This window comes from Streptomyces roseirectus, from assembly GCF_014489635.1.
In the GTDB taxonomy this organism is placed as follows: domain Bacteria; phylum Actinomycetota; class Actinomycetes; order Streptomycetales; family Streptomycetaceae; genus Streptomyces; species Streptomyces roseirectus.
The window spans coordinates 4,722,343-4,747,728 of the sequence record NZ_CP060828.1 but is presented as its reverse complement, the minus strand read 5'-3'; the positions used below and the strand labels follow the sequence as shown (position 1 = coordinate 4,747,728).

27 protein-coding genes are annotated in these 25,386 nt (G+C 70.9%); 16 read left to right on the top strand and 11 right to left on the bottom strand.

Annotation, left to right across the window (positions count from 1 at the left end):
• Positions 1-327 precede the first annotated feature (327 nt).
• Positions 328-1,956 carry a protein kinase domain-containing protein gene (locus IAG44_RS19745; RefSeq protein WP_187748417.1) on the top strand — a complete coding sequence of 543 codons (1,629 nt, stop codon included), beginning with the start codon at positions 328-330 and terminating at the stop codon, positions 1,954-1,956.
• A gap of 18 nt (positions 1,957-1,974) precedes the next feature.
• Here IAG44_RS19745 and IAG44_RS19740 read toward each other — a convergent pair whose 3' ends face one another.
• Together IAG44_RS19740 and IAG44_RS19735 are read right to left on the bottom strand one after the other, a co-directional pair.
• Positions 1,975-2,328, bottom strand: a complete 354-nt coding sequence (locus IAG44_RS19740) for a pyridoxamine 5'-phosphate oxidase family protein (protein ID WP_187748416.1) — start codon at positions 2,326-2,328, stop codon at positions 1,975-1,977.
• Positions 2,329-2,434: 106 nt separating this feature from the next.
• Positions 2,435-3,094 carry a response regulator gene (locus IAG44_RS19735; protein ID WP_187748415.1) on the bottom strand — a complete coding sequence of 220 codons (660 nt, stop codon included), beginning with the start codon at positions 3,092-3,094 and terminating at the stop codon, positions 2,435-2,437.
• A 322-nt stretch (positions 3,095-3,416) separates the two neighbouring features.
• On the opposite strand from IAG44_RS19735, the gene pdhA reads away from it, so the two are divergent.
• From pdhA to IAG44_RS19720, 3 genes are read left to right on the top strand one after another with little or no spacing between them, the layout of a single operon-like run.
• Complete coding sequence (gene pdhA, locus IAG44_RS19730; RefSeq protein WP_187748414.1) at positions 3,417-4,610, top strand: pyruvate dehydrogenase (acetyl-transferring) E1 component subunit alpha; 1,194 nt, start codon at positions 3,417-3,419, stop codon at positions 4,608-4,610.
• 3 nt (positions 4,611-4,613) lie between these two features.
• Positions 4,614-5,594 (top strand): alpha-ketoacid dehydrogenase subunit beta, encoded by a 981-nt coding sequence (locus tag IAG44_RS19725; RefSeq protein ID WP_187748413.1) that lies wholly within the window; start codon positions 4,614-4,616, stop codon positions 5,592-5,594.
• Positions 5,595-5,604: 10 nt separating this feature from the next.
• Positions 5,605-7,101 (top strand): dihydrolipoamide acetyltransferase family protein, encoded by a 1,497-nt coding sequence (locus IAG44_RS19720; protein WP_187748412.1) that lies wholly within the window; start codon positions 5,605-5,607, stop codon positions 7,099-7,101.
• An 85-nt stretch (positions 7,102-7,186) separates the two neighbouring features.
• Here IAG44_RS19720 and IAG44_RS19715 read toward each other — a convergent pair whose 3' ends face one another.
• Positions 7,187-8,119: a BRO-N domain-containing protein gene (locus IAG44_RS19715; RefSeq protein WP_187748411.1), complete on the bottom strand. Its 933-nt coding sequence runs from the start codon at positions 8,117-8,119 to the stop codon at positions 7,187-7,189.
• A 115-nt stretch (positions 8,120-8,234) separates the two neighbouring features.
• Positions 8,235-9,197, bottom strand: a complete 963-nt coding sequence (locus IAG44_RS19710; RefSeq protein ID WP_187748410.1) for a hypothetical protein — start codon at positions 9,195-9,197, stop codon at positions 8,235-8,237.
• Between the two features lie 154 nt (positions 9,198-9,351).
• On the opposite strand from IAG44_RS19710, the gene IAG44_RS19705 reads away from it, so the two are divergent.
• Complete coding sequence (locus IAG44_RS19705; RefSeq protein ID WP_187748409.1) at positions 9,352-9,870, top strand: hypothetical protein; 519 nt, start codon at positions 9,352-9,354, stop codon at positions 9,868-9,870.
• On the opposite strand, the gene IAG44_RS19700 is transcribed toward IAG44_RS19705, so the two are convergent.
• Positions 9,867-10,277, bottom strand: a complete 411-nt coding sequence (locus IAG44_RS19700; protein WP_187748408.1) for an ATP-binding protein — start codon at positions 10,275-10,277, stop codon at positions 9,867-9,869. The two genes, IAG44_RS19705 and IAG44_RS19700, sit on opposite strands and share 4 nt — an antisense overlap.
• 170 nt (positions 10,278-10,447) lie before the next feature.
• On the opposite strand from IAG44_RS19700, the gene IAG44_RS19695 reads away from it, so the two are divergent.
• The 6 genes from IAG44_RS19695 (at position 10,448) to IAG44_RS19670 (ending at position 14,503) form a co-directional block, all read left to right on the top strand.
• A complete protein-coding gene (locus IAG44_RS19695; RefSeq protein ID WP_246561898.1) occupies positions 10,448-11,341 on the top strand; it encodes a helix-turn-helix domain-containing protein in 894 nt (297 codons plus the stop codon).
• Between the two features lie 5 nt (positions 11,342-11,346).
• Positions 11,347-11,532 carry a DUF397 domain-containing protein gene (locus tag IAG44_RS19690; RefSeq protein WP_187748407.1) on the top strand — a complete coding sequence of 62 codons (186 nt, stop codon included), beginning with the start codon at positions 11,347-11,349 and terminating at the stop codon, positions 11,530-11,532.
• A 264-nt stretch (positions 11,533-11,796) separates the two neighbouring features.
• On the top strand, positions 11,797-12,225 hold the full coding sequence (locus tag IAG44_RS19685; protein WP_187748406.1) for a hypothetical protein: 429 nt from the start codon (positions 11,797-11,799) through the stop codon (positions 12,223-12,225).
• A gap of 56 nt (positions 12,226-12,281) precedes the next feature.
• Positions 12,282-12,563 (top strand): hypothetical protein, encoded by a 282-nt coding sequence (locus tag IAG44_RS19680; protein WP_187748405.1) that lies wholly within the window; start codon positions 12,282-12,284, stop codon positions 12,561-12,563.
• A gap of 123 nt (positions 12,564-12,686) precedes the next feature.
• Positions 12,687-13,622 (top strand): ABC transporter ATP-binding protein, encoded by a 936-nt coding sequence (locus IAG44_RS19675; protein ID WP_223006797.1) that lies wholly within the window; start codon positions 12,687-12,689, stop codon positions 13,620-13,622.
• Positions 13,619-14,503: a hypothetical protein gene (locus IAG44_RS19670; RefSeq protein WP_187748404.1), complete on the top strand. Its 885-nt coding sequence runs from the start codon at positions 13,619-13,621 to the stop codon at positions 14,501-14,503. The genes IAG44_RS19675 and IAG44_RS19670 overlap by 4 nt, the downstream gene beginning before the upstream one ends.
• 331 nt (positions 14,504-14,834) lie before the next feature.
• Here the strand turns inward: IAG44_RS19670 and IAG44_RS19665 are convergent, their stop codons facing one another.
• The gene (locus IAG44_RS19665; protein WP_187748403.1) at positions 14,835-15,728 is read right to left on the bottom strand and encodes a D-alanyl-D-alanine carboxypeptidase family protein; all 894 of its coding nucleotides are present in this window, start codon (positions 15,726-15,728) and stop codon (positions 14,835-14,837) included.
• A 219-nt stretch (positions 15,729-15,947) separates the two neighbouring features.
• Between IAG44_RS19665 and IAG44_RS19660 the strand changes: the two genes are divergently transcribed.
• On the top strand, positions 15,948-16,610 hold the full coding sequence (locus IAG44_RS19660) for a GntR family transcriptional regulator (protein ID WP_187748402.1): 663 nt from the start codon (positions 15,948-15,950) through the stop codon (positions 16,608-16,610).
• Positions 16,607-17,902 (top strand): MFS transporter, encoded by a 1,296-nt coding sequence (locus tag IAG44_RS19655; RefSeq protein ID WP_187748401.1) that lies wholly within the window; start codon positions 16,607-16,609, stop codon positions 17,900-17,902. Before IAG44_RS19660 ends, IAG44_RS19655 begins: the two co-directional genes overlap by 4 nt.
• A 100-nt stretch (positions 17,903-18,002) precedes the next feature.
• Here IAG44_RS19655 and IAG44_RS19650 read toward each other — a convergent pair whose 3' ends face one another.
• The gene (locus tag IAG44_RS19650) at positions 18,003-18,827 is read right to left on the bottom strand and encodes a maleylpyruvate isomerase family mycothiol-dependent enzyme (RefSeq protein WP_187748400.1); all 825 of its coding nucleotides are present in this window, start codon (positions 18,825-18,827) and stop codon (positions 18,003-18,005) included.
• A 193-nt stretch (positions 18,828-19,020) separates the two neighbouring features.
• On the opposite strand from IAG44_RS19650, the gene IAG44_RS19645 reads away from it, so the two are divergent.
• Entirely contained in the window at positions 19,021-19,821 is an 801-nt protein-coding gene (locus tag IAG44_RS19645) for a carbon-nitrogen family hydrolase (protein ID WP_187748399.1), read from the top strand.
• 7 nt (positions 19,822-19,828) lie between these two features.
• Here the strand turns inward: IAG44_RS19645 and IAG44_RS19640 are convergent, their stop codons facing one another.
• Both IAG44_RS19640 and IAG44_RS19635 read right to left on the bottom strand, forming a co-directional pair.
• Positions 19,829-20,323, bottom strand: coding sequence for an LURP-one-related/scramblase family protein (locus IAG44_RS19640; RefSeq protein WP_187748398.1), 495 nt, complete (start codon positions 20,321-20,323; stop codon positions 19,829-19,831).
• On the bottom strand, positions 20,320-21,324 hold the full coding sequence (locus tag IAG44_RS19635; protein ID WP_187748397.1) for a helix-turn-helix domain-containing protein: 1,005 nt from the start codon (positions 21,322-21,324) through the stop codon (positions 20,320-20,322). The genes IAG44_RS19640 and IAG44_RS19635 overlap by 4 nt, the downstream gene beginning before the upstream one ends.
• 53 nt (positions 21,325-21,377) lie before the next feature.
• Between IAG44_RS19635 and IAG44_RS19630 the strand changes: the two genes are divergently transcribed.
• On the top strand, positions 21,378-21,770 hold the full coding sequence (locus tag IAG44_RS19630) for a cupin domain-containing protein (protein WP_187748396.1): 393 nt from the start codon (positions 21,378-21,380) through the stop codon (positions 21,768-21,770).
• A 30-nt stretch (positions 21,771-21,800) separates the two neighbouring features.
• Positions 21,801-23,618 (top strand): NHL domain-containing thioredoxin family protein, encoded by a 1,818-nt coding sequence (locus tag IAG44_RS19625; protein WP_187748395.1) that lies wholly within the window; start codon positions 21,801-21,803, stop codon positions 23,616-23,618.
• 66 nt (positions 23,619-23,684) lie between these two features.
• Here IAG44_RS19625 and IAG44_RS19620 read toward each other — a convergent pair whose 3' ends face one another.
• Both IAG44_RS19620 and IAG44_RS19615 read right to left on the bottom strand, forming a co-directional pair.
• The gene (locus IAG44_RS19620) at positions 23,685-24,902 is read right to left on the bottom strand and encodes a class I SAM-dependent methyltransferase (protein ID WP_187748394.1); all 1,218 of its coding nucleotides are present in this window, start codon (positions 24,900-24,902) and stop codon (positions 23,685-23,687) included.
• Positions 24,899-25,363 carry a cupin domain-containing protein gene (locus tag IAG44_RS19615; protein ID WP_187748393.1) on the bottom strand — a complete coding sequence of 155 codons (465 nt, stop codon included), beginning with the start codon at positions 25,361-25,363 and terminating at the stop codon, positions 24,899-24,901. The genes IAG44_RS19620 and IAG44_RS19615 overlap by 4 nt, the downstream gene beginning before the upstream one ends.
• Positions 25,364-25,386 lie beyond the last annotated feature (23 nt).

Here is a 25,386-nt window from a genome sequence, read left to right as displayed (position 1 = left end):
GGCCCCGTCGGGCGCCCGCGGCGCTGTGTCGTAGTGACCGACACCATTGATCCCATGCGTCAATCTCGGCCAAGTCTGCCTGAGGCCCCTGACACGTCAAGCTCGGTGCCCGTTCCGTGACCGTACGAGAAAGAAGAGACGCGCGAGCGTTACACGGGCTGTACCTCCGGTACACGGAATGTGCACGAGCACATGTGCGGGAGCGGGTGTGAAGGGCCGCACGCGGGGGCCTGCCCGGACCGGGGGCCCGGCGGAAGGCTGTAGCGTGGCCGACGGAGACCGTGACAACACCGCGCGCACCGCGGGCAGAAACGACGGCGAGGACTGATGGCACAGCAGCAGCGCTCTCAGGGCCCGTCCGACCCCGAGGCGACTGACGGCGGTATGTCGGACGCGCCGGAACAATGGGGCAACGGCGGGCTCGTCGGCGACGGCCGGTACCGGCTGACGCGCAGACTCGGCCGCGGCGGCATGGCGGAGGTGTTCGCCGCCGAGGACGTGCGCCTCGGGCGGACCGTCGCCGTCAAGCTGCTGCGCGCCGACCTCGCCGAGGACCCGACGTCCAAGGCCCGCTTCACCCGCGAGGCCCAGTCGGTCGCGGGGCTCAACCACCACTCGATCGTCGCCGTGTACGACTCCGGCGAGGACTTCGTCGGCGGTCAGTCCGTGCCGTACATCGTCATGGAGATCGTCGAGGGGCGGACCATCCGCGACCTGCTCCTCAACGCCGAGGCGCCGGGCCCCGAGCAGGCCCTGATCATCGTCTCCGGGGTGCTGGAGGCGCTTGCCTATTCGCACCAGCACGGCATCGTGCACCGGGATATCAAGCCCGCCAACGTGATCATCACGCACAACGGCGCGGTCAAGGTGATGGACTTCGGCATCGCCCGCGCGCTGCACGGCGCGTCCACGACGATGACGCAGACCGGCATGGTCATGGGCACCCCGCAGTACCTCTCCCCTGAGCAGGCGCTCGGCAAGGCCGTGGACCACCGCTCCGACCTGTACGCCACCGGCTGCATGCTGTACGAACTCCTCGCGCTGCGGCCCCCGTTCGTCGGTGAGACCCCGCTCGCGGTGGTCTACCAGCACGTCCAGGACATCCCCGTCCCGCCGTCGCAGGTCTCGAACGGCGCCTCGCCGCCCGAGCTGGACGGGCTCGCCATGCGCGCCCTCGCCAAGGAGCCGGACGACCGGTTCCAGACGGCGGAGGAGATGCGCGGCCTCGTCCAGTACGCGCTCCAGATGCTGTACGAGCAGGGCGGTCACTCCGGCACCTGGAACACAGGCCCGGTCACCGCGCCGCTCGCCCAGTCCCCCGGTGGCTACGCGAGCACGACGATGATGCCGCAGGGCGGCCACGGCGGCACGACCTCGCAGATCCCCCAGCCGATCCTGCCCCAGGGCTACGGCTCCGGCGACGACGGCGGTTTCGAGGGCCACGGCAACCACGGCAGCGGCCGGGGCAAGCTGTGGATCCTCGCGGTGCTCGCGGTGATCGCCGTCGCGGCGGGCGTGGCGATCGCGCTCAACAACACCGGTGGGGGCAGCGGTGGCGGCACCGGCACAACCCCCTCGCCGTCGGTCTCGCCGTCCGTCACCGCGGACTCCGCCTCGCCCTCGCCGAGCGACACCGAGTCCGACGACTCGGGCGACTCGTCGACCGAGAACAGCTCCACCTCGGGCGGCGGGGGCTACTACACCGAGCCGGCCACGCCGACGCCGTCGCCCACGCCGACCCCGTCCGAGCAGCCCAGCTCCGACCCGACGCCCTCGGACGACGACTCCCCGGAGCCGTCCGACCCGACGACCGGCGACACCAGCAACGGCTCGACCAACCAGGGCACGGGCAGCAGCACCGGCACGACGAACGGCGGTACGTCCGACGGGGGGACGAACAGCGGGACCACGTCGGAGGGCAGCACGACGGGGCTCGGCGGGCTGACGGGCGGCTGAGGCGAGGGGGAGTACGCCTTACGCGTGTTCCTCCACGTGCACCGTCGCGCACTCCGGCGTCACCCACAGGTACAGCGGCTCCTTGAGCCCGTCCGCCGGGAACAGCGCCCGTTCCTCCGCCGTCGGCTCCGCCGTCTCGCACACCCCGACGACCTGGACCGACCAGCGGTCGGCCGTGCCGGCCCCGTACGCGACGACCTGGCCCGCGCAGGTGCCCTGGCGCCCGCACAGGCGCAGGAGCAGGCGGTCGGCGACGACGGCGTGGCGGGCCGGCGCGAGGAAGGGCAGGGCGCGCAGGCTGGCCGCCACCTGGCCGTGCTCGGCACGGGCGAGGAGGTCGAGGGCGTGCCGGGTGTCGGCGGTGAGCGGCATGTCGTCCACTGTGGGCGCGGTCCCACGGCGACGACAGGGGCTGACGGCCCCCCGAGAGCGGGACGTAAGTCCCGAGTAAGACGCCGGTGTGACCGTGGACGGGGGTTCAGCTCGGGCGGGCCGCCTGGGCGCGGGCCACGTACGCCGCCGCCTGGGAACGCCGCTGCATCCCCATCTTGGCCAGCACGCTCGACACGTAGTTCTTGATCGTCTTCTCGGCGAGGTGCAGTTCCTCGCCGATCTGCCGGTTGGTGAGGCCGTCGCCGATGAGCGTGAGGATGCGGCGCTCCTGGTCGGTGAGGCGGGCGAGGCGTTCATCCTCCTTGGGCCCGCCGTCGCGCAGCCGCTCCAGCACGCGCGCGGTGGCGACCGGGTCCAGCAGCGAGCGGCCCGCGGCGACGTCCCGGACGGCCGACAGCAGCTCGTCGCCCCGGATCGCCTTCAGGACGTACCCGGACGCGCCCGCCATGATCGCGTCGAACAGGGCCTCGTCGTCCGCGAAAGAGGTCAGTATCAGACACTTCAGCGACGGGTCCTGGGAGCGGATCTCCCGGCACACCTCGACGCCGCTGCCGTCGGGAAGCCGCACGTCGAGGACGGCGACGTCGGGACGCAGGGCCGGGATCCGGGCCAGCGCCTCGGCCGCCGTGCCCGCCTCGCCGATCACCTCGACGCCGTCCTCGACCGCGAGCAGTTCGCGTACGCCACGCCGGACGACTTCATGATCATCGAGGAGAAAAACCCTGATTTCTGCGGTTTCACGCACGAGATCAGTTTCACACAGAACCCTTCCCGTGGCCGGGGAGCGCGGGATAACGTGCCGTTGCTCCGGCCTCCTGCGAGGCTGTGACCAGGGCCCTTCGAGACTTTGCCGAATTTACTTGGAAATCCGAGTAAAAACGCAGGTCAGAAGGGGTTTCACAGAAATGTGGAGCACTGGGTAACGTGAACGCCCCAGGGCGTTCGCCGGAGCACCTGTCACGCCTGTTCCGGTCGAGTGGCGCCCACCCCGCGCACGGGTGTCCGGAAACAGGTAGGCCGCACTGGACCCCGGCAACCCCGGGAGCCGGACCGACGGAGGAGCACACGTGACCGTGGAGAGCACCGCCCCGCGCACACCGCGACGCGGCGGCGGAGGCAAGGCCGGTACGACCCGTAAGGCCGGCCCCCGCGCCGCCTCGAAGAAGAGCACCGAACCCGAACTCGTCCAGCTCCTGACCCCCTCGGGCGAACGGGTCGCGGACGCCGAGTACGACAAGTACGTCGCGGACATCACCCCGGAACAACTCCGCGGCCTCTACCGCGACATGGTCCTCACCCGCCGCTTCGACGCCGAGGCCACCGCCCTCCAGCGCCAGGGCGAACTGGGCCTGTGGGCCTCGCTGCTCGGCCAGGAGGCCGCCCAGATCGGCTCCGGCCGGGCCCTGCGCGACGACGACTACGTCTTCCCGACCTACCGCGAGCACGGCGTCGCCTGGTGCCGCGGCGTCGACCCGACGAACCTGCTCGGCATGTTCCGGGGCGTCAACAACGGCGGCTGGGACCCGAACAGCAACAACTTCCACCTCTACACGATCGTCATCGGCTCCCAGACGCTGCACGCGACCGGGTACGCGATGGGCGTCGCCAAGGACGGCGCCGACAGCGCTGTCATCGCCTATTTCGGGGACGGCGCCTCCAGCCAGGGTGACGTCGCCGAATCGTTCACCTTCTCCGCCGTCTACAACGCGCCCGTCGTGTTCTTCTGCCAGAACAACCAGTGGGCGATCTCCGAGCCGACCGAGAAGCAGACGCGGGTACCGCTGTACCAGCGCGCGCAGGGGTACGGGTTCCCCGGCGTCCGGGTCGACGGGAACGACGTGCTGGCCTGCCTCGCGGTGACGAAGTGGGCGCTGGAACGCGCGCGGGCCGGTGAGGGGCCGACGCTGGTCGAGGCGTTCACCTACCGGATGGGCGCGCACACCACCTCCGACGACCCCACCCGCTACCGGCTCGACGACGAACGGGCCGCCTGGGAGGCGAAGGACCCCATCCTGCGGCTGCGTTCCTATCTGCGGTCGCTGGAGGGGCCAAACCACACGGACGAGGGATTCTTCGCGGAACTGGAGGCCGAGTCCGAGGCGTTGGGCAAACGAGTGCGGGAAGCGGTCCGGGCGATGCCGGACCCGGACCGGTTCGCGATCTTCGAGAACGCGTACGCGGACGGGCACTCGCTCGTCGACGAGGAGCGTGCCCAGTTCGCCGCCTACCAGGCGTCGTTCACAGATGTAGAGGGGGTCTGACACATGGCGATCGAGAAACTGCCGCTGGCCAAGGCGATCAACGAGTCGCTGCGCCGCGCACTGGAGACGGACCCCAAGGTCGTCCTCATGGGTGAGGACGTCGGCAAGCTCGGCGGCGTCTTCCGGGTGACGGACGGCCTGCAGAAGGACTTCGGCGAGAGCCGCGTCATCGACACCCCGCTCGCCGAGTCCGGGATCGTCGGCACCGCCATCGGCCTCGCCCTGCGCGGCTACCGCCCGGTCGTGGAGATCCAGTTCGACGGCTTCGTCTTCCCGGCGTACGACCAGATCGTCACCCAGCTCGCGAAGATGCACGCGCGCTCGCTGGGCAAGGTCAAGCTGCCGGTCGTCGTCCGGATCCCCTACGGCGGCGGCATCGGGGCCGTCGAGCACCACTCCGAGTCGCCCGAGGCGCTGTTCGCGCACGTCGCGGGGTTGAAGATCGTCTCGCCTTCGAACTCGGCGGACGCGTACTGGATGATGCAGCAGGCCATCCAGAGCGACGATCCGGTGATCTTCTTCGAGCCGAAGCGGCGGTACTGGGACCGGTCGGAGGTCGACACCGAGGCGATTCCCGGCCCGCTGCACAAGGCGTCGGTCGTGCGCGAGGGCACCGACCTCACGCTCGTCGCCTACGGCCCCATGGTGAAGGTCTGCCGGGAGGCCGCCGACGCCGCCGCCGAGGAGGGCAAGTCCCTGGAGGTCCTGGACCTGCGCTCGGTCTCGCCGCTCGACTTCGACGCGATCCAGACGTCCGTCGAGAAGACCCGGCGCCTGGTCGTCGTCCACGAGGCGCCCGTCTTCTTCGGGTCCGGCGCGGAGATCGCGGCGCGGATCACCGAGCGGTGCTTCTACCACCTCGAGGCGCCGGTGCTGCGCGTCGGGGGCTACCACGCGCCCTATCCGCCGGCCCGCCTCGAAGAGGAGTACCTGCCGGGGCTCGACCGGGTGCTCGACGCCGTCGACCGTGCCCTGGCGTACTGAGGAGAGGGACGTGACGACGATGACCGAGAGCGGCGTACGCGAGTTCAAGATGCCGGACGTGGGCGAAGGGCTCACGGAGGCGGAGATCCTCAAGTGGTACGTCCAGCCGGGGGACGTGGTCTCCGACGGGCAGGTGGTGTGCGAGGTCGAGACGGCCAAGGCGGCCGTGGAGCTGCCCATCCCGTACGACGGGGTGGTGCGGGAGCTGCGGTTCCCCGAGGGGACGACCGTGGACGTGGGGGTGGCGATCATCTCCGTCGCGGTCGGGGAGGTCGGGGAGGCCGGGGGGTCGGCCGAGGTGCCGGCTCAGGCGTCTCCGGCCGCCGCCGAGGAGCCGAAGCCCGAGGGGCGTCAGCCTGTGCTCGTGGGGTACGGGGTGGCGGCGTCGTCCACGAAGCGGCGGCCTCGGAAGGGGGTCGCGGAGGTGCCGACGGCCGCGGCGCCGGCGGTGCAGGTGGAGTTGAACGGGCGGGGCGGGTCCGCGGGGGTGTCTGCCGGGACGGCTGCGGGTGCGTCGGCTGGTGTGTCGGCGGCGGTCGTCGGGGAGCGGGCGGCGGCTGAGCCGGTGGTGTCGGCGGGGGCGTCGACGGTGGCGTCGGCGGGGGTGGGGCGGCCGTTGGCCAAGCCTCCGGTGCGGAAGCTCGCGAAGGACCTCGGGGTGGATCTGGCGACGGTGACGCCGACCGGGCCCGACGGGATCGTCACGCGGGAGGATGTCCACAAGGCGGCGGCGCCGGGGACGTCCGTCGCGGAACCGGCTGCCGGAGTGGTCGCCGGGGCGGTTGCTGGGGTGGTTGCCGCCTCCGCTCGGGAGACCCGGATCCCCGTCAAGGGCGTTCGCAAGGCGACGGCGGCGGCGATGGTCGAGTCCGCGTTCACGGCTCCGCACGTCACCGAGTTCGTGACGGTCGACGTCACGCGGACGCTCAAGCTGGTCGAGGAGCTGAAGGGGGACAAGGACCTCGCGGGCCTGCGGGTCAACCCCCTGCTGCTGATCGCCAAGGCGCTGCTGGTCGCGATCAAGCGCAACCCCGAGATCAACGCGTCCTGGGACGAGGCCGCGCAGGAGATCGTCCTCAAGCACTACGTCAACCTCGGCATCGCCGCCGCCACCCCCCGTGGCCTGATCGTCCCCAACATCAAGGACGCCCAGGACAAGACGCTGCCGCAACTGGCGTCGGCGCTGGGTGAGTTGGTGACGACCGCGCGGGAGGGGAAGACCTCCCCGGCGGCCATGCAGGGCGGCACGGTGACCATCACCAACGTCGGCGTCTTCGGCATCGACACCGGCACGCCGATCCTCAACCCCGGGGAGTCCGCGATCCTCGCCGTCGGCGCCATCAAGCCTCAGCCCTGGGTGCACAAGGGCAAGGTGAAGCCCCGGCAGGTGACGACCCTCGCGCTCTCCTTCGACCACCGGTTGGTGGACGGGGAGTTGGGGTCCAAGGTGCTGGCGGATGTGGCGGCGATCCTGGAGCAGCCGAAGAAGCTGATCACCTGGGCGTGAGCCACACCTGAGTTAACGTGAACCCCGAAGGGGCGGCCGCAAGTTCGGATTGCGACCGCCCCTTCTTCTCCCACCCGGGCTTGTCTCACACAGGCTGGTTGAGCACGTACACCGGCGCCCCGTCCTCGGTCGCGCCCCTGCTGCGGATGCACGCGTGCGTCCGCAGCAGCCGCAGGCACTCGTTGACCCGGTGCACCGACAGGCCCGTCCGCGCCGCGAGCGATTCCAGCGGCTGCCGCAGCTCACCCTCCTCCACGAGCACCGGCGCGATGACCACCGCCACCGTCCAGACGTCCTCCGTCACGGAGAGCCTGCGGCGCCAGTTGGCTAGGACGGATTCCGTCGTGGGGTGCGGGGTGGTCGAGGCCGCCGGGGTGAGCGCCAGCGAGTCCAGCCGGGACGCGATCCGGTTCATGGCCTCCGCGATGCTCTGCTGGGCGGTCAGGTTCTCCTGTTGTGCCGCCAGCAACTGCCTTTGCACGGACAGCGATTCCCGCTGTGCGATCGCAAGCTCCTCGTCCATCCGGAGGTTGTGCTCCTCCAGCCGGACGATGGCTTCCGCGACCTGTTCCGGCATCGCGTAGACGACCGGGGCGGCCGGGTCGGCGGGCTGCACCTCGGCCTTCTGGAGCGAGTACGAACCCTCCTGCTGGACTGTCGCGATGACCTCTGCCGCCCACTTCTTGAAAGGGGCGCAGGCGGGCTTGGTGCAGGCGTTGACGAGGAGGACGAGACCTTCGAGAGAGATCAGATTCAGGTCTCGGCGCCACTCTCGACCTGCGGGAACGCTGAGACCGTAAGCTCCAGTTACGGTCTCGAGAATTTCTCGGTGCCCAGCCGGGACATGATCTGAGAGAGCCTGCCGAGAGTTGGTGTGCCCCAGTTCCTTGCACACATCCACCGCCGGGAACCAGTGCGTCCCGTCCGGCATCGTGAGCCTCCGGACGCGGGCTCCGGTCGCCGCGTACACGAAGTCGCTGATGTCGATGGCGTCTTGCCGCTTGCAGGGTTCGTTCATGCGAACCACCTCCGTCACGGAACGTAAGGCGAGGAGATTCGCATATGCCACACGGATGAATGATGTTCACTCGTTCGAGTGGTTTGGGGTGGAGTGGCTTGCGGTTCGAGTGGGGTCAGGCAAGGGGGGCCGGTTGTGGGGCCGGGGGAAGGGGGCGGCCCCAGACGCGGTGGGCCGTGTTCAGGACCGTGTCGGTCAGGCGGCCGGAGGCGTGGCGGGTTCTGGGGCGGGGGTTGGGGGTGGCGTGGCCGTGGGCGCGGATGCGGGGGTCGTGGGGGATGTGGACGACCGCGGCGACGCGGGTGGTGGCCGTGGTGAGGGTGGCGCGGAGGGCGGAGGAGAGGCGGCCGTCCGTCGTGGAGGTGAGGGCGACGACCGTGCGGGATAGCGGGAGCGCTTCGGCGTCCAGGGTCGTCGTCGCCCGGTGGAGCGCGTGGATGCCGTCCGCCGTCGCGGGCGCGCAGAGGACCGGGACCGAGTGGGGGAGGTCGTACCAGTCGTGGGTGAGCGCGCGCTCGCCGGTGTGGCGGGCGGTGAGGAGGTCGTGGGCGAGGGGGTGCGGGGTGTCGGCGACGACCGCCTGCCAGCCGCCGATCGCCGCCAACTGGTACCAGGCGGCGGGGAGTTCGGGGAGGTCGAGGAGGGGTGGGGCGTGCCAGGCGCGGCTGTCGGTGAGGACGTGGAGGCCGGGGGTGTGGGGGGCGGTGCCGTGTGGGCCGGCGCTGTGAGGAGCGTTGCCGTGCGGGGTGGTGGTGTGCTGGGCGCCGGTGCGTGTGCCGGAGTTTTGGGCGCCGGCGTTCGGTACGGCGCAGGCCGCGCGGACGGCCGTCCGTGTCAGGGGCTGGTCGGGGGGCAGCGCCGCGAGTCCCGGCGTCCGTCCGGCCGCGAGGTGGTGCGGCCAGGAGGAGGCGAGGCGGGGGGCGAGGTCGAGGAGGACGGTGTCGGCGACGGCGGCGAGTCCGCGCGCCAGCAGGTGCGCCACCGTCGTCCGCCCGCTGCCGCCCGTCGCGGCGAGGACCGGGACGAGCAGGCGGGAGCCGGGCGGCAGGTGCGGTACCGGGACAGGTGCCGTGCCCATCGAATCTCCCTCGCCGTACGTCCTCGACGTGGGACTTTACGCTGCCCGGCGCGGCGTTGAGGCGGGGATCGTGTGAAAGTGCGGGCGGTACGGTTCGCGCAGGAGTACGAGGAAGTGGTGAACTGGATCGGCCACTTGACCATCCGAGGGAGCCATGTCCGAGCCGCTGTACCGCCCCTGGGGCACGGTGAGCCCCGATTTCTGGTCGACGGGCGCCCCGCCCCAGGGCCTCTCCCCCGAGACCCTGCGCGCCCGGCTCGTGAAGGTCGCCGAGGTCGCGCAGTCCGGCAGCCCGCAGGACGCGACCGTCCTCGCGGAGAAACTGGACCAGGACGTCACCCGCGAGTACGGCGGCTTCCACCTCTTCACCGCCCAAGTCCGCGAAGTCCGCGGCTACTTGGCCACCCTCACCGGCGACCACTCCACCGGCCTCGCCTGGTACCTCCACGGCGCCCAGCTCCGGGCCACCATCCAGGGCCCCGACCACCCCGACGTCGAAGCGGCCTCCCGACGCGCCTTCAGCCTCTGGCGCGCGATCCCCGCCGACAACTCCGAACGGCCCCATCTGGGCGCCGAGTTGCTGCGGGTGGCCATCGAGCTGCACGGGGAGGAGGCGGCGGTGGTGCGGCGTACACGGGAGTGCCTGTACGAACTGGTGCTGCCGGGGGCCTAGAGATCCAGTTCGGCCCAGACCGTCTTGCCCACGGTCAGCTTCTCGACCGACCAGCGGGACGCGAGGCGCTGGACGATGAGGAGACCCCGGCCGCTGGTGGTGTCGGGAGCGGGGACGTGGGGTTCGGCCGCGGGGACGGACTCGCCCTTGGGGTCCGTGACGGCGATGCGCAGCGTGCGCGCGACGAGCGACGTCTCGACCCGGTAGAGCCTGCCGGGGAGTTTGCCGTGCAGGATCGCGTTCGTGCACAGCTCGCTGGTGAGGAGGGCGGCGGTGAGGGCGGCGTCGGGGTGGCCCCAGCGGGTGAGAAGGCCGGTGACGTGGCGGCGGGCGAGGGGGATCGTGCGGGGGGTGGGCGTGTAGGTGATGGAGTCGAAATGGGTGGGGATGGGGCAGGAGTCGGTCATGGGGGACCTCCTTGGGCGAAGTCGCCTCCGGCGGGCGGGGGGCGTGGCAGATTTGGCCCAACCTGTTTCGCCAGGTGGCTGGTTGAGTACTGAAGGTAGCGTTGTTCCGTCTTTCCTCACAAGCAATCCCGGGGAAATATATCCCGGTTCCCCCTTGTGGGGTACGTTGCGTGCTGCCGCTGACCAAGGAGGAGGCAAGGGTGATCACAGGGCGGGCTTCCACCGTGCTGGCACGGAAGTTGGGCGGTGAGCTGCTGCGTCTGCGCGAGGCCGCCGGCTTGACCCAGCCCCAGGCGGCGGCCGCGCTGTCGGCCACCGCCGCGAAGGTGGCCAAGATGGAGCGGGGGTGGGTGCCGATCCGCGAGCCCGACATCCGTGCGCTGTGCAAGCTGTACGGGGAGGAGGACGAGGCCGTCATCGAGCGGTTGCTCGCGATCGCCAAGGCGGATCGGGAGAGGCGGAAGGCGAAGGGGTGGTGGAATCAATATCCGCAGTTGCCGGCGATGGTCGAGTATGTGGCGCTGGAGGACATCGCGACGAGCATCCGGACCTGGCAAGTCGCCATCATCCCGGGGCTGTTGCAGACGCCCGACTATGCGCGGGCACTCGTGGTCGGCAACGGCCTGTGGGACGACCCGAACGTGATCGAGCCGTTCGTCGAATCCCGAACAGCGCGGCAGGCACGCCTCGGTGGGGAGAACCCGTTGGACTTGTGGGCGGTCGTGCACGAGGGTGCGCTACGCCAACTGGTCGGCGGAAGCGAGGTGATGAGGGCTCAGCTGGGGCATCTGCGGGACATGGCGCAGCAGTCGAACGTGTCGTTGCAGGTACTGCCGTACCACGCGGGCGCTCACCCCGGAATGACCAGTGCCTTCTCCGTCGTGTCGTTCGCCGAGCCCGGCGCCCTGGACGTGGTTCATGTGGACACCACCTCATCGACACTCTGGCTGGAGAGCGATACTGATGCTGACCATCACAACGGGCTCTTCGAACGGATTGCGCGGTTGAGCCTCGCACAGCGCAACTCGGTCAAGCTGATCGAGGGGATCATGAAGGAGACGTAACCGGCGTGCCCGCTTTCGAGTTCGTGAAGTCCAGTTACAGCGGTGGCAACCCTGGCCAGGAGTGCGTGGAAGTCGCCCGCAACATCCCCGGCGTCATCGCCGTCCGCGACTCGAAGAACCCCTCAGGCCCCCTCCTTCGCCTCACCCCCTCCTCCTGGACCTTCCTCCTCGAATCTTTTTCAGCCAAGTAACGGAACGGTAATGCGCCTGCCGTGCGGTAAACGTACAGGTTGATGCGGCATTTTCCGTCTCGGTGCGCCCCCTCTGGCCGATTCTGTGATGGCGGAGTGATCATCTTATTGGTAATGTTCGGACGTGCCCGGCGTCCCGCCAGTCGAGACGTCGCGCGACCATGTAATCGGGGGGAAAGAAGTCCGGGGAGCCTTTCGGTTCCACGCCTGTTCAGGTTGCCCGTCGGGGCTTCCTCCCCCTTGCGACGACGCAAGGGAAGATGAATGAATCGCAACGCTTTACGGACAGCCGCCGTTTCCGCGGTTGCCGCTCTCGTGCTCGGTACCGGCGCCGGCCTCGCCTCGGCGTCCACCGCCTCGGTGACCACGCCGCAGTCCGTCTCCGCGGCCGCGGAGCAGACCGCGGCCCAGCATGCCGCGCGCACGCTCCTGGGCAGCTCGCTCGCAGGGCAGTTGACGTCCGCCGAGCGCGCCGAGCTCAGCCGGATCGCCGACGGCAAGGTCGCCGCCGCGAGCAAGTGGTCGGCCATTCGCGCGGCGTTCAGCAAGGTCAGCGGCTTCGGCAAGGCCATCGCGGGCAAGTACAGCGACTTCCAGAAGTGGTACGACGGCCTCCCCCTGCTGGTCCGGCTGCCGCTCGCGGCCATCTCGCCCGGCCTGACTCTGCTTGAGATCTACAACGCCCTGCACTGATCCACCACGGGTGGCCGGGGCGGCCCGGCCACCCTCCCCGCAGAACGGAGCGCCGGATGACTGGCACCACCTCCGACACCGCTCGCGGCGCGGGGGAGAGCAGTTGGGTACTTCCCCTGCTGGCCCTCATTCCCGCTGCGGCTCTCGGATTCTTCACAGACCTGTCCACGCCCTGGCTCGCGCTTTCCTGGCTTTCCGTCGCATTGTCTGTGATATTGCTGGCAACCGGTTGGGTGACAGTATTCCGGCACGGAATGCGAGGCGCTTCCGCCTGGGGTATCTGCGTTTTCGCGCACGCGGTGATCCTGTTGCAGGTGATCGCCACAGCCCGGAACTGATCCGGGAATTCGGAAAGGGAATGGGGGAAGAAGCCCGCGAGTGGCAACCCTCCGGTTTCCACGCCTGTTCGGGCCGCCAAAGCCTGGCTTCCTCCCCCTTGCGATAACGCAAGGAGACCCTACATGAACCCCCGCTCCATGAATACGGAGCACGGTGACGTTCTCGTCGAGGCAGCGGGCCTCGGCCGGTCCTTCGGTACGAAGCGAGTCGTGGACGGAGTCGACCTCACCCTGCGCGCGGGCGAGGTCACCGGATTCGTCGGCGCCAACGGAGCCGGCAAGTCCACGACGATCCAGCTGATGCTGGGCCTGCTGCGCGGCGAGGGCCGCACCCGTTACCTCGGCCGCCCCCTGCACGCGTGGGGTGCGCCGGGCACGGTCGTCGGCGCCGTACTCGGCGGTGTCGCCGGACACGGCGGGCACCGGGTACGGACCCACCTGCGGACGGTCGCCGCCGGATCCGCGGCGAGCGACAACCGCGTCGACGCCTGCCTCGCGGAGGTCGGCCTCGCCCAGGCGGCCCGGCTGCGGCTGGCCGAACTCTCCCTCGGCATGGCCCAGCGCGTGGCGATCGCGCAGGCGCTGCTCGGCGATCCGCCCGTCCTCGTCCTCGACGAACCGGCCAACGGCCTCGACCCGCACTCCATCCGCTGGCTGCGGCAGTTCCTGCGCGCCGAGGCCGACCGTGGGAGGGCCGTCCTGGTCTCCAGCCATCTCCTGGGCGAGATGGAGCAGTTGGCGGACCGGGTCGTCGTCCTCTCCCGTGGCCGGGTCGTCGCCGCGGCGACGATGGCGGAGCTGCTGGACCGTGCCGCCGGCCGGCGTGTGGTGAGCGTGGAGTGCCCGGAGCTGGAGCGGCTCGCCGAACTGGTCGGCACCAGCGGCGGCCGTCTCGCTCCCACGGACGGCCGCAGCGCGACCGTCACCGGCCTGGACCGGGTCCGGATCGGCACCCTCGCCGCTGAGCACGGGCTGCCGCTGTACTGGCTGCACGAGACCGGGCCGTCGCTGGAGGAGTTCTATCTGGGTATCGCGGAAGAGGAGTTCAGGATCTCGTGAGTACCGTCCGGACGGACACTGCCGTCGGCGTACCCGTTCCTACGGCCGTCTCTCCCGCCGAGGCCCTGCGCCGGGCCTGCCGGTACGAGTGGCGGCATCTGGCGGGGCTGCGCTCCACATGGATCCTGCTCGGCGTCGTCGGGGCGCTGAGCCTGCTGACCGGCGTCGGTGTCCTCGTCGACGCCGACCGGGAACGGCCGCTCGGCTCGGCCTTCCTCGCGGACGCGGTCACCTGGTCGCCGCTGGCCACCCAGATTCCGCTGCTCGCCTTCTTCCTCCTCGTCCTCGGCACCGGCCCGGTCTCCACCGACCTCGTGCGCGGCGGCGCGCGTACGACCTGGCTCGCGGTGGGCGGACGGGGCACCGCCTACGCCGCGAAGTCCCTGGTCGGCTTCTTTGCCGCCGTGGGCGCGGCAGCCGCGAGTGCCGTACTCGGTTCCTTGTCCACGGCGGCCGTCCTCGTCGCCGTGGACGCTCCGCCGGCCGACTGGTCCGGCGTACCCGTACCGGTGCTGCGCTTCATGCTGTGGGCGGGTTGCTGGGCGCTGCTCTGCTCGGCGGCGGTGGCCCTGCTGCGCAGCCGGGTCGTGCCCGTCCTGATGCTGTGCATGTGGCCGCTGATCCTGGAACGGCTGGCGGGCGCGGCTCTCGGGTTCCTCCCGGGGCTCGACGGCGTGGGCGGGTGGCTGCCGTTCGCCGCGGGGCGCGCCATGCTCACCGATGCCTCGGCGTTCCCCGCCGACGACCGGTCCTTCGCACAGACCCTCATCGGCTCCGCCCTCACGCCCGGGGCGGCGACAGCGGTGTTCTGCCTGTACACGGCCGTGATCGCGGGGGCAGGGTGCTGGGCCTACTGCCGACGGGACGCGAAGGACGGCTGATACGCGCTCATCGCCAAGGCGAGCCGACGAGTACGCGGGGCGGGATGCTGTGGGGGTGCGGGCGGCGAGGGTGGCGCTCCGGCGGGATCGGGGACGTCCGCACCGCCGTTACGGTGAACTCGACCAAGTGATGCGCGCGTTCACCGGGCAGCCGGCCGACGACACCCCGCAGCGCCCCGGCCACGCACGGGGAATGACACGCCCGCTTCCCCGAACTCGGCATGGAAATCGCCCCACCCGCTCAGCACCTGGCTCACCCTCATCACCCGCACCCTCTGAAACACCGAGGGGGCCCACCGCAACCCCCGCGGTGAGCCCCCTCCGCGTAGCCCTACTTCAGGTTCGCGAACCCGTAGTTGAGGAGCTTCGTCGCGTCCTGGGCGCGGACGGTCGCGTTGGTGGACGCGAGGACCGTGCCGACCATGGTCTTGCCCCCGCGGGTCGCCGCGAAGACGAGGCAGTACTTGGCCTCGAGACCGGAACCGGTCTTGACGCCGATGGTGCCGCTGTAGCTGGAGAGGAGGGTGTTGGTGTTGGTCCAGGGGGCCATCGTCCGGGTGGAGCCGGTCTTGGTGATGGTCTTGGCCGTGTAGGACTTGGTCTTGACGATCGCCCGGAAGTTCGCGTCCTTGAGGGCGTTCTTGGCGAGGACGGAGAGGTCCTTCGCGGTCGAGTAGTTGGCGCCCTTGCCGATGCCGTCGAACGAGTCGAACTTGGTGTTCGTCATGCCGAACGACTTCGCCTTGGCGTTCATCTTGGAGATGAAGTTCTTGACGCGCGCGTCACGGGTGGAGCCCGTGCCGTACTTGTCGGCGAGCGCGTACGCGGCGTCGCAGCCGGACGGCAGCATCAGCCCGTACAGCAGCTGCCGGACGGTCACCTTGTCGCCGACGATCAGCCGCGCCGAGGACGCGTTGTTCTTGACGATGTAGTCGCTGTACGCCATCTGGATCGTGACCTTGTCGTTCAGGTTCAGCTTCGGCTGAGACAGAACGACCGCGGCGGTCATGATCTTCGTGGTGGAGCCGGTCGAGAGCTTCGTGGTGGCGGCCTTGCCGTACGACTTTCCGCTCGCGTTGTTCATCACGTAGCCGGCCTTGGCGGCGATCGTGGGCGCGGTGGCGGCCTGAGCGGGAGCCGCGGCGAGGGCGCCGGACGCGAGCATCGCGACGGCCGTGACGGCGGCGGCTCTGCGGACGGGCGTGCCCTTGAGTGCGGTTATCAACTGAGATACCCCGATGTCTTGAAATGCCCCTGAATGCGGCCCGGTTGAGTGGGGAAAAGAGGACGGCCGCATGTCTGTGACACGTAACTAGCACAGAAAGTTGTGCGTCCGCTCCGAGGAATTTTGAATCTCTTGGGGAAGCTGGGGCCCGTGAGCCGCCCCCGGTCCGCATGCTGAAACGTTCCCCCGATGCGTACGTGTTGTATCTATCCTGTCCGCATGCCGTCAGCACCACCCGCCCCCATCGCCAAGCAACCCGCCGCCGACCGCGTCTACGCCCACGTCAAGCAGGGTGTCCTGGACCGCCGCTTCGAGGGCGGCACCCTTCTCACCGAAGGCGAACTCGCCGACGCCGTAGGGGTTTCGCGGACCCCGGTCCGGGAAGCGCTGCTGCGCCTGGAGGTCGAGGGGCTGATCAGGCTTTACCCGAAAAAGGGCGCGCTGGTCCTGCCGGTCTCCGCGCAGGAGATCGCCGACGTCGTCGAGACCCGGCTGCTGATCGAGGAGCACGCCGTCCGCAAGGCCGTCCCCGCGCCCGCCGGGCTGATCGAGCGGCTGGCGGAGCTGCTGGAGCGGCAGAAGGAGGAGGCCGGACGGGGCGACCTGGCCGCCGCGGCCGTCACCGACCGCTGCTTCCACGCCGAGATCGTGCGCAGCGGCGGCAACGAGATCCTCACCCGGCTCTACGACCAACTCCGCGACCGGCAGCTGCGGATGGGCGTCGCGATCATGCACGCGCACCCCGACCGGATCGCCAAGTCCCTCGTCGAGCACGCCCGGATCCTGGACGCGCTGCGGTCCGGCGACGCCGAGGCGGCCGTCGCGATCGTCCGGCGGCACGTCGACTGGTTCGCGCACCTCGCCCGGGGTGAGGTGCGGTGAAGAACTCCACTCTCCCGGGTGACCCGCCCGGCGGGCGCCGTGCTGTCGCCGTGTGGTCCATCGGGGTGTCGGTCTACTTCGTCGCCGTCATCTTCCGGACGTCGCTCGGCGTCGCGGGCCTCGACGCCGCCGACCGGTTCCACGTCGGCGCCTCCGCGCTGTCCACGTTCTCGATCCTCCAGCTCCTCGTCTACGCCGGGATGCAGATACCCGTCGGCCTGCTGGTCGACCGGCTCGGCACGAAGCGGGTGCTGACCATCGGCGTCGTGCTGTTCACGGCCGGACAGCTCGGGTTCGCGCTCTCCCCCTCGTACGGGACGGCCCTCGCGTCGCGCGCGCTGCTCGGCTGCGGTGACGCCATGACGTTCATCAGCGTCCTGCGGCTCGGCAGCCGCTGGTTCCCCGCGCGGCGCGGGCCCATGATCGCGCAGCTCGCGGGGCTCGCCGGGGTCGCCGGGAACCTGGTGTCGACGCTGGTCATCGCACGGCTGCTGCACGGCGTCGGCTGGACCGCCGCGTTCGCGGGCAGCGCCGGCCTCGGGGCCGTCGTCCTCGTCCTGCTCGTCGTCTTCCTGAAGGACCACCCGGACGGGTACGAGCCCGCGCCGCAGCCGCATCAGGGTGCCGCGTACGTGCGCCGGCAGATCGCGACGGCCTGGCGGGAGCCGGGGACGCGGATGGGGCTGTGGGTGCACTTCACGACCCAGTTCCCGGCGATGGTGTTCCTGCTGCTGTGGGGCATGCCGTTCCTGGTCCAGGGGCAGGGGCTCACGCGCGGCGCGGCGGGTGGGCTGCTCACCCTGGTCGTGCTGTCCAACATGGTCTTCGGCGTGGTCTACGGCCAGCTGATCGCCCGCCACCACGAGGCGCGCCTGCCGCTCGCGCTGGGCACGGTGACGGCGACGGCTCTGGCGTGGGCCCTCGCGATCGGCTGGCCCGGCGGACACGCGCCCACCTGGGTCCTCGTCGTCCTGTGCGTCGTCCTCGGCGCCTGCGGGCCCGCTTCCATGATCGGGTTCGACTTCGCGCGGCCCGCGAACCCGCCCGAGCGGCAGGGGACCGCCTCCGGCATCACCAACATCGGCGGCTTCACGGCGTCGATGACCACGTTGTTCCTGATCGGCGTCCTGCTGGATGCCACTTCGGACGACTACGGGATCGCGTTCTCGGTCGTTTTCGTACTTCAGGCGATCGGAGTCGGTCAGATCCTGCGGCTGCGGAAGCGGGCGGCCCGGCGGGAGCGGGAGCGGTTGGTGGCGTCCCGGGTGGAGACGGTGCACGTGCCGGCGTAGGGGGTGTGAGGGGGCGAGGGGGTGGCGAAAGGGGGCGCGGGGGCGTGCGGTGTCTCCTGTGCGCCCCCGTCGGCCTGTCCCTGCCCTCTCTGTCCCTCCCCTACGGCGTGACCGTGAAGTTCCTGAGGATCGCCGACGTCAGTTCCGGGTCGCCCTCGGCCTTGACGCGGTCGGCGGCGGACTCGGGGGTGACCCGGCCGCAGGCGAGGCGGACGTAGGTCTCCCAGTCGAGGACGAAGGAGGCGGCGGGGCCGAGGGCGGGGACGGTCTCCAGGGTGCCTCTGCCCTGGATGTCGACGCGGATCGTGCGCAGGAACTCGACGGGGCCGGTGACGTCGAAGACGATCGCCGAGCTGCGGGGGGCGTTCGACTTGTCGGCGACGATCGCGGGGAGCGCGTCGAGGAGGACGTCGCGCGCGATGTGCGCGCCGGGGGAGTCGAGGTTGCCGGGGCGGCCGAGGGCCGTGCGGAGGTCCTGTTCGTGGACCCAGATGTTGAACGCGTGCGCGCGCATGGACTCTTCGAGCGTGAGTTCCGTACCCAGCGGGCCGCGCACCTTCGCCGAGGGGTCGCGGTTCTCGTTCCGCAGCTGGCGGTTGCGCCGGATGATCGTGTACTCCAGCTCCGCCGTCATCTCCGGGGCGGTGTGGTGGCGCCGGACGTCGACCTGGACCTCCATGTACCGCTGGTGGTCCGTCGTCATGTGGAACAGGTCGCGGGGCAGGGAGTGGATCGGCCGCGGGTCGCCGTACATCTCGCAGTCGAGGCCGATGACGTGCGAGACGACGTCCCTCACCGACCAGCCGGGGCACGGCGTACGGAGGTTCCAGTCCGCCTCGACCAGGGGCTCCACCAGCTCGGTTATCGCTTCTATGGAGTGCGTCCAGGCGTCGGCGTAGGGCTGGAGGGTGGGATGCAGACTCACGGAACGGGACCCCTCGGCGGTCGGTACACGGGCGGCGGTTGGTGGCGGCGGTGCCAATGGGAGAACTGCTGTCGGCTGCTGTCGGCGGGCGTCTTAGCACGCTAAGTTACGCTGCTGTGGGCTACCCCGGCAGTGCTTTCGTGTGACGATCGTAGGCCGATGTGGACGACTCGAATGCCAGGACGGTGGTAGTGTGCGCGCCTCGTTGATCCAAGTCGCCGTGGACGAGGGCGAATCCGTCCAAGACCGACGGGCGCGGGTCGCCGCTCTCGTACGCGAGCGGCGTGACTCCGATCTCGTCGTCCTCCCCGAGCTGTGGACCACGGGGGCCTTCGCCTACGACCTCTTCGACACCGAGTCCGAACCGCTGCGCGGGACGACGTACGACGTGATGGCGGACGCCGCTCGCGACGCGGGCGTCTGGCTGCACGCCGGCTCGATCCCGGAGCGCGGATCCGACGGATCCCTCTACAACACCTCCCTCCTCTTCTCACCTTCCGGCGGCCTCGCCGCCTCCTACCGCAAGATCCACCGCTTCGGCTTCGACAAGGGCGAGGCGGTGTTGATGGGCGCGGGCCAGGCCCTCGTCACCGCCGCTCTCCCCGAGACCGTCCTCGGTCTCGCCACCTGCTACGACCTCCGCTTCCCCGAGCTCTTCCGCGGTCTCGTCGACGCCGGCGCCGAGACCCTGGTGCTCTCGGCGGGCTGGCCCGAGCGCCGCCGCTCCCACTGGACGCTGCTGGCCCAGGCCCGTGCCGTCGAGAACCAGTCCTTCGTACTCGCCTGTGGAACGGCCGGCACCCATGCCGGGGTTCCCCAGGCCGGTCACTCGATCGTGGTGGATCCGTGGGGCGAGGTCCTGGGAGAGGCGGGGGCCGACGAGGAGGTCCTGACGGTGGACCTCGACCCGGCGAAGGTCGCGCAGACGCGGGAGGTGTTCCCGGCGCTGAAGGACCGGCAACTGGGGCTGACGGTGCCGGGCGGCGCGGTGTAGGGGCCTCTCAGGCGTCCTCCCGCTCCTTCTCCGCCAGGTGGATCACGCACACCGCCACGGCGATCAGGAGCGCGGGATCGGCGTCGTCGCGGACCACGTCGACGCCGTACGTCTCGCGGACGTGCAGCCGGCGCCGGGAGATGACGGCGAGGAGTTCGCCGTCGTACTCGATCGCGAACTCGCGGTCCATGATCTTGCCGCTGACGTCGAGGTCGGTGCCGTCGACGAGGGAGACGCGGTAGTGGTTGCGCAGGAGGGAGAGCCGTTTGCGGCGGATGCGGGCAAGGGGCTCGCCCTCGCGTTCGATCACCATCGTGTCCCGCAGGGCGAACATCTTCTGGTGGATGTCGATGAGCACGCGCCCGCGCGTGTCCTTCAGCTCGAACGTGTCCCGCAGGCGCATCGCCTTGCCGTCGACGAGGAACACCTTCTGCCCGCGGTCGTCCTCGATCCAGTAGTCCTCGCCGAAGCCGAGGAGCCGGTCGCGTACCAGGAATCTCATGGAGATACGGCTTCCCCGCCGCCGGGTCCGAAACGCCGCCTGTAGGCCGAGGGGCTGAGCCCGGTGGCCCGGCGCACGCGTACGCGCAGGTTCGCGGCCGTTCCCAGCCCCGCCCGCGCGGCGACGACGTCCAGCCGCTCCTCCCCGCGCTCGATCAGCCGGCACGCGAGCGCCACCCTCTCCCCGGTCAGCCAGGCGAGCGGCGTCGTCCCGAGCTGCGCGCGGAACCGGCGGTGCAGGGTCGCCGGCGACACGGAGGCGCGGGCGGCGAGCCCGGCGACCGTCAGGGGCGCGTCCAGCCGCTCCTGGGCCCACTCCAGGAGCGGCGCGAGGGATTCGTCCGGGACGTCGGGGACGGGGCGCTCGACGAACTGGCGTTGGCCGCCGTCGCGGTGGGCGGCGAACAGGAGCCTGCGCGACACCGCGTTGGCGATCTCCACGCCGTGGTCGCGCCGCACGACGTAGAGGCCGAGGTCGAGCGCGGCGGCGCTGCCGGCGGCGGTGAGGACGTCGCCCTCGTCGATGAACAGGACGTCGGGTTCGAGCAGGACCTTCGGGTGGAGTTCCCGGAAGGCGTCCGCCCACATCCAGTGGGTGGTCGCCCTGCGGCCGTCCAGGAGCCCCGCCTCGGCGAGCGCGAAGGCGCCCGTGCACAGGCTCACGACGCGCGCCCCGCGTGCGTGCGCGCGCCGGATCGCGTCCAGCACGTCCGCCCCGCGCGGGACGACGTTGTCGGGCCTGCCCGGCACGACGACCGTGTCGGCGTCGTCCACGGCCTCCAGGCCGGCCGTGCCGGTCAGCGTGAAGAACCCGTGGTTCATGCGCACCGCGCGCGTGGGCGCGCACAGGGTCACCTCGTAGAGCCGCTGCGGGAGCCCGAGTTCGGGGCGGGGGAGGCCGAAGATCTCGGTGGCGATGCCGACTTCGAAGGGGTTGGTGCCCTCGTCGACCACGACGGTCACCCTGTGCGGCGGCTTCGGCTGCGAGGATCCTTGCGTCATGTGCGATTCCTAGCACTCGCCCGCCGGGTGAACCACCCCCCAGCATGATCCGCATGAACCGCGAACCCGTCTCCCTCCCCGCCGCCCTCGCCTCCTTCGCCCAGCGGTGGAGCCCCCGCATCGTCACGACGGTCAACGACTACGACGTCCGCGTCGCGCACGTGGAGGGCGAACACCTCTGGCACGCGCACGACGGCACCGACGAGTTCTTCCTGGTCCTGGCGGGCGAGCTGCACATCGCCCTGCGGGAACCGGCGGGCGAGCGCACGGTCGTCCTCCCGAAGGGTTCCGCGTTCACCGTCCCGCGCGGGGTGGAGCACAAGCCGTACGCCCCCGTCCCGACGGACATCCTGGTCCTGGAACCCACTGGCACGTCGACCGTCGGCGACCGCCACGACGACGTGCCGGACCACGTGGACGCGACCACGGGGCACGCGCTGTCGTGACTGTCAGTGCACGGTGGCACCCTTGAGGGCATGAGCGACACCACTGCGCGCCGCGTGCGCGTCCGGGCCCCCGAGCTGATCGGCAAGGGCGGCTGGCTGAACACGGGCGACCGCCAGTACACCCTGTCCGACCTGCGCGGACGCATCGTCGTCCTGGACTTCTGGACGTTCTGCTGCATCAACTGCCTGCACGTCCTGGACGAGCTGCGGGAGCTGGAGGAGCGGCACGCGGACACGGTCGTCGTGATCGGCGTGCACTCGCCGAAGTTCGTGCACGAGGCGGAGCACCAGGCGGTCGTGGACGCGGTGGAGCGCTACGGCGTGGAGCACCCGGTGCTGGACGACCCGGAGCTGGCGACGTGGAAGCAGTACGCGGTGCGCGCGTGGCCGACGCTCGTGGTGATCGACCCGGAGGGGTACGTCGTCGCGCAGCACGCGGGCGAGGGGCACGTGCACGCGATCGAGCGCCTGGTGACGGAGCTGGAGGCCGAGCACGCCGCGAAGGGCACCCTGCGGCGCGGGGACGGCCCGTACGTGGCGCCGGAGCCGGAGCCGACCGCGCTGCGCTTCCCGGGCAAGGCGCTCGTCCTGCCGTCCGGGCACTTCCTGGTCAGCGACACGACCCGGCACCAGCTCGTCGAGCTGGCGGAGGACGGCGAGAGCGTCGTGCGCCGCATCGGCTCCGGCGCGCGCGGGTTCACCGACGGCACGGCGGCCACGGCGGCGTTCAGCGAACCGCAGGGGCTCGCGCTCCTGGACGACGGCGCGGTGATCGTCGCGGACACCGTCAACCACGCGCTGCGCCGGGTCGACCTGGCCACCGGGGACGTCACGACGCTCGCCGGGACCGGGCGGCAGTGGTGGCAGGGCTCCCCGACCTCGGGGCCCGCGCGCGAGATCGACCTCTCCTCGCCGTGGGACGTCGCCCTGTTCGGCGGCAGGGTGTGGATCGCGATGGCGGGCGTGCACCAGCTGTGGGCGTACGACCCGGCCGGGGGGACCGTCTCCGTCGCGGCCGGCACGACCAACGAGGGGCTGGTGGACGGGCCCGGCGCGCAGGCGTGGTTCGCGCAGCCGTCCGGGCTCGCGGCGACCGACGACCGGCTCTGGCTGGCCGATTCCGAGACGTCCGCCCTACGGTGGGTCGATCCGGACGGAACCGTGCACACCGCGATCGGAACCGGTCTCTTCGACTTCGGCCACCGCGACGGCGCGGCTGGCCAGGCGCTCCTCCAGCACCCGCTCGGCGTGACCGCCCTCCCGGACGGCTCGGTGGCGATCAGCGACACCTACAACCACGCCCTGCGCCGCTACGACCCCGCGACCGGCGAGGTGACGACCCTCGCGACGGACCTGCGGGAGCCGTCCGACGCGGTGCTCGTCGGGGACGACCTGGTCGTCGTCGAGTCCGCCCGCCACCGCCTGACGCGACTGCGGCTGCCGGAGGAGGCGGTGCGCGTCGAGGCGGTCGCCCACCGCACGCAGCGCGCGGCGACCGAGGTCGCGCCGGGCAAGCTCCGGCTGGACGTCGTCTTCCAGGCGCCGTCGGGCCAGAAGCTCGACACCCGGTACGGCCCCTCCACGCGCCTGCTGGTCTCTTCCACGCCGCCTGAGCTGCTGCTCGCGGGCGAGGGCGCGGACACGGATCTCTCGCGCGTCCTTGAGCTGAACCCTGCGGTGGCCGAGGGGGTGTTGCACGTCTCGGCGATGGCCGCTTCGTGCGACGACGATCCGGCGAACGAGTACCCGGCGTGCCATGTGCACCAGCAGGACTGGGGTGTCCCGGTCCGCCTCACGGAGGGCGGGGCGGACCGGCTGCCGCTGGTGCTGGCGGGGATGGACCAGTAGCTCTCCCGGGGTAGCTCTGCGGGGGTAGGCCCAGGGCGGTAGCTCTGCGGGGGTACCCCGCACGTCCTAGACCACCATCAGCTGCGGGAACGGCACCACGAACATCCCGCCGGCCTCGACGTACTCCGTCAGCCCGGCGGTGATGTCCTCCCGGAAGTTCCAGGCGAACAGCACGCAGTAGTCGGTGGTCTCCCGGCGCAGGGCGTCCGGCGGCAGCACCGGGATGCCGGAGCCGGGGATGTGGAAGCCGTGCTTGAGGGGGTTGTCGTCGACGATGCGCTCGATCGCCCCGTCGATGCCGGCCTGCGTCATCAGGGTCACGGCCCGCGCGGACGCCCCGTACCCGGACAGCCGCTTGCCACGGGTCCGCAGCCCCTGCACGACATCGTGCAGCCCGGCGTTGACGCGCTGCGTGCGGGCCGCGAAGGACCGGGTGAGGGTGCCGTCGAGAAGCCCCGACTCCCGTTCACGCGCGAGGAGTTCGGCGACGGCCGGGGCGACGTCCGAGGCGCGGACGGCGTTCGCGGGCCGCAGCCAGCAGCGGATCGAGCCGCCCTGCGTGGGGATCTCCTCGACGTCGACGACCGCCAAATCGTGGAGCTGGGCGGCCTGTTGGAGGGCGTGGAGCGAGAAGTACGACATGTGCTCGTGGTAGATGAACTCGTACGTCCCGGTCACCGCCATGGGCAGCAGGTGCGCGGCCTCGACGACGGCGTGCGAGCCGGGCGCCAGCAGCCGCCGCACCCCGCGCAGCACGCTGCCGAGGTCACCGACGTGCGCGAGGACGTTGTTCGCCAACACCAGGTCGGCGGGCCCCTGTTCGGAGAGGATCTTCTCCGCCACCGACTCGTCGAAGTGCGTCGCGTACGTGGGGACTCCGGACTCCTCCGCGGTCCGGGCCAGCCCGGCGGCGGGGTCGACGCCGAGCACGCGCACGCCCGCGCCGGCGAACTGCCGCAGCAGCGTGCCGTCGTTGGAGCCGATCTCGACGACGAAGCCCGGCCGGTGGCGAGTGGTGAGCGCGCTCGCGAGGGCCGCGTAGTGCCGGACCAGCCCAGGGGCCGCGCCCGTCGCGTACTTGTAGTCGCGGAAGAGCAGGTCCCGGTCGACGAGGTCGGCCAACTGGACGTGCGTGCAGGCGGTGCAGCGGATCAGCCGCAGCGGGAAGCGGGCCGCGCGGCGGGCGTCGGCGGCCGTGTCGGCGAGGGCGTTGGCGGGCGGTGTGGGGCGCAGGTCGAGGACGTCCTCCAACTCGCCCGACGCGCACAGCAGACAGCGGCTCATCCCTGCCTCCGGCGCTGCATCTCGCCCGTCACGAGCGGGCCGAGACCCACCAAGTACGGTGCGACTTCCGGGCGTTCCTCCAGCGGGTCGACGCGCACGACCTCGTCCTCGTACTTGCGGCCGGTGCGGTCGACGTCGGAGAGGGTGACGAAGACGGTGTGCTCGGGGAAGACGGTGGTGTGCGGGACGCCCTTGGGGCTGACGACGGACTGGCCGGGGCCCACCTCGGCGACGCAGATGCCGAGTTCGGGGTCGTCCTCGATGTAGATCATGCGGCCGGAGACCACGTACATGAGGTGGCTCTCGTCATGGTGGTAGTGGTTGCCGCGCACGGCACCGGGCTCGGACTCGATGACCACCGTGCCGACGGCCTCGAAGGGCGGCAGCGCGGTGATCGAGCCGCGCGGGTCGGCGTGGACGGCGTCCGGGGGCAGGATCGGCGGCTCGTGTCGGGGGGACATGGGCGGCTCCTTTCTGGCGGGGC

Excerpts from the sequence above, each read along its gene's own strand:
- IAG44_RS19745 (WP_187748417.1), top strand. The coding sequence starts at position 328 with ATGGCACAGCAGCAGCGCTCTCAGGGCCCGTCCGACCCCGAGGCGACT.
- IAG44_RS19740 (WP_187748416.1), bottom strand. The coding sequence starts at position 2,328 with ATGCCGCTCACCGCCGACACCCGGCACGCCCTCGACCTCCTCGCCCGT.
- IAG44_RS19725 (WP_187748413.1), top strand. The coding sequence starts at position 4,614 with ATGGCGATCGAGAAACTGCCGCTGGCCAAGGCGATCAACGAGTCGCTG.
- IAG44_RS19715 (WP_187748411.1), bottom strand. The coding sequence starts at position 8,119 with ATGAACGAACCCTGCAAGCGGCAAGACGCCATCGACATCAGCGACTTC.
- IAG44_RS19710 (WP_187748410.1), bottom strand. The coding sequence starts at position 9,197 with ATGGGCACGGCACCTGTCCCGGTACCGCACCTGCCGCCCGGCTCCCGC.
- IAG44_RS19705 (WP_187748409.1), top strand. The coding sequence starts at position 9,352 with ATGTCCGAGCCGCTGTACCGCCCCTGGGGCACGGTGAGCCCCGATTTC.
- IAG44_RS19700 (WP_187748408.1), bottom strand. The coding sequence starts at position 10,277 with ATGACCGACTCCTGCCCCATCCCCACCCATTTCGACTCCATCACCTAC.
- IAG44_RS19685 (WP_187748406.1), top strand. The coding sequence starts at position 11,797 with ATGAATCGCAACGCTTTACGGACAGCCGCCGTTTCCGCGGTTGCCGCT.
- IAG44_RS19680 (WP_187748405.1), top strand. The coding sequence starts at position 12,282 with ATGACTGGCACCACCTCCGACACCGCTCGCGGCGCGGGGGAGAGCAGT.
- IAG44_RS19675 (WP_223006797.1), top strand. The coding sequence starts at position 12,687 with ATGAACCCCCGCTCCATGAATACGGAGCACGGTGACGTTCTCGTCGAG.
- IAG44_RS19660 (WP_187748402.1), top strand. The coding sequence starts at position 15,948 with ATGCCGTCAGCACCACCCGCCCCCATCGCCAAGCAACCCGCCGCCGAC.
- IAG44_RS19640 (WP_187748398.1), bottom strand. The coding sequence starts at position 20,323 with ATGAGATTCCTGGTACGCGACCGGCTCCTCGGCTTCGGCGAGGACTAC.
- IAG44_RS19635 (WP_187748397.1), bottom strand. The coding sequence starts at position 21,324 with ATGACGCAAGGATCCTCGCAGCCGAAGCCGCCGCACAGGGTGACCGTC.
- IAG44_RS19630 (WP_187748396.1), top strand. The coding sequence starts at position 21,378 with ATGAACCGCGAACCCGTCTCCCTCCCCGCCGCCCTCGCCTCCTTCGCC.
- IAG44_RS19625 (WP_187748395.1), top strand. The coding sequence starts at position 21,801 with ATGAGCGACACCACTGCGCGCCGCGTGCGCGTCCGGGCCCCCGAGCTG.
- IAG44_RS19620 (WP_187748394.1), bottom strand. The coding sequence starts at position 24,902 with ATGAGCCGCTGTCTGCTGTGCGCGTCGGGCGAGTTGGAGGACGTCCTC.
- IAG44_RS19615 (WP_187748393.1), bottom strand. The coding sequence starts at position 25,363 with ATGTCCCCCCGACACGAGCCGCCGATCCTGCCCCCGGACGCCGTCCAC.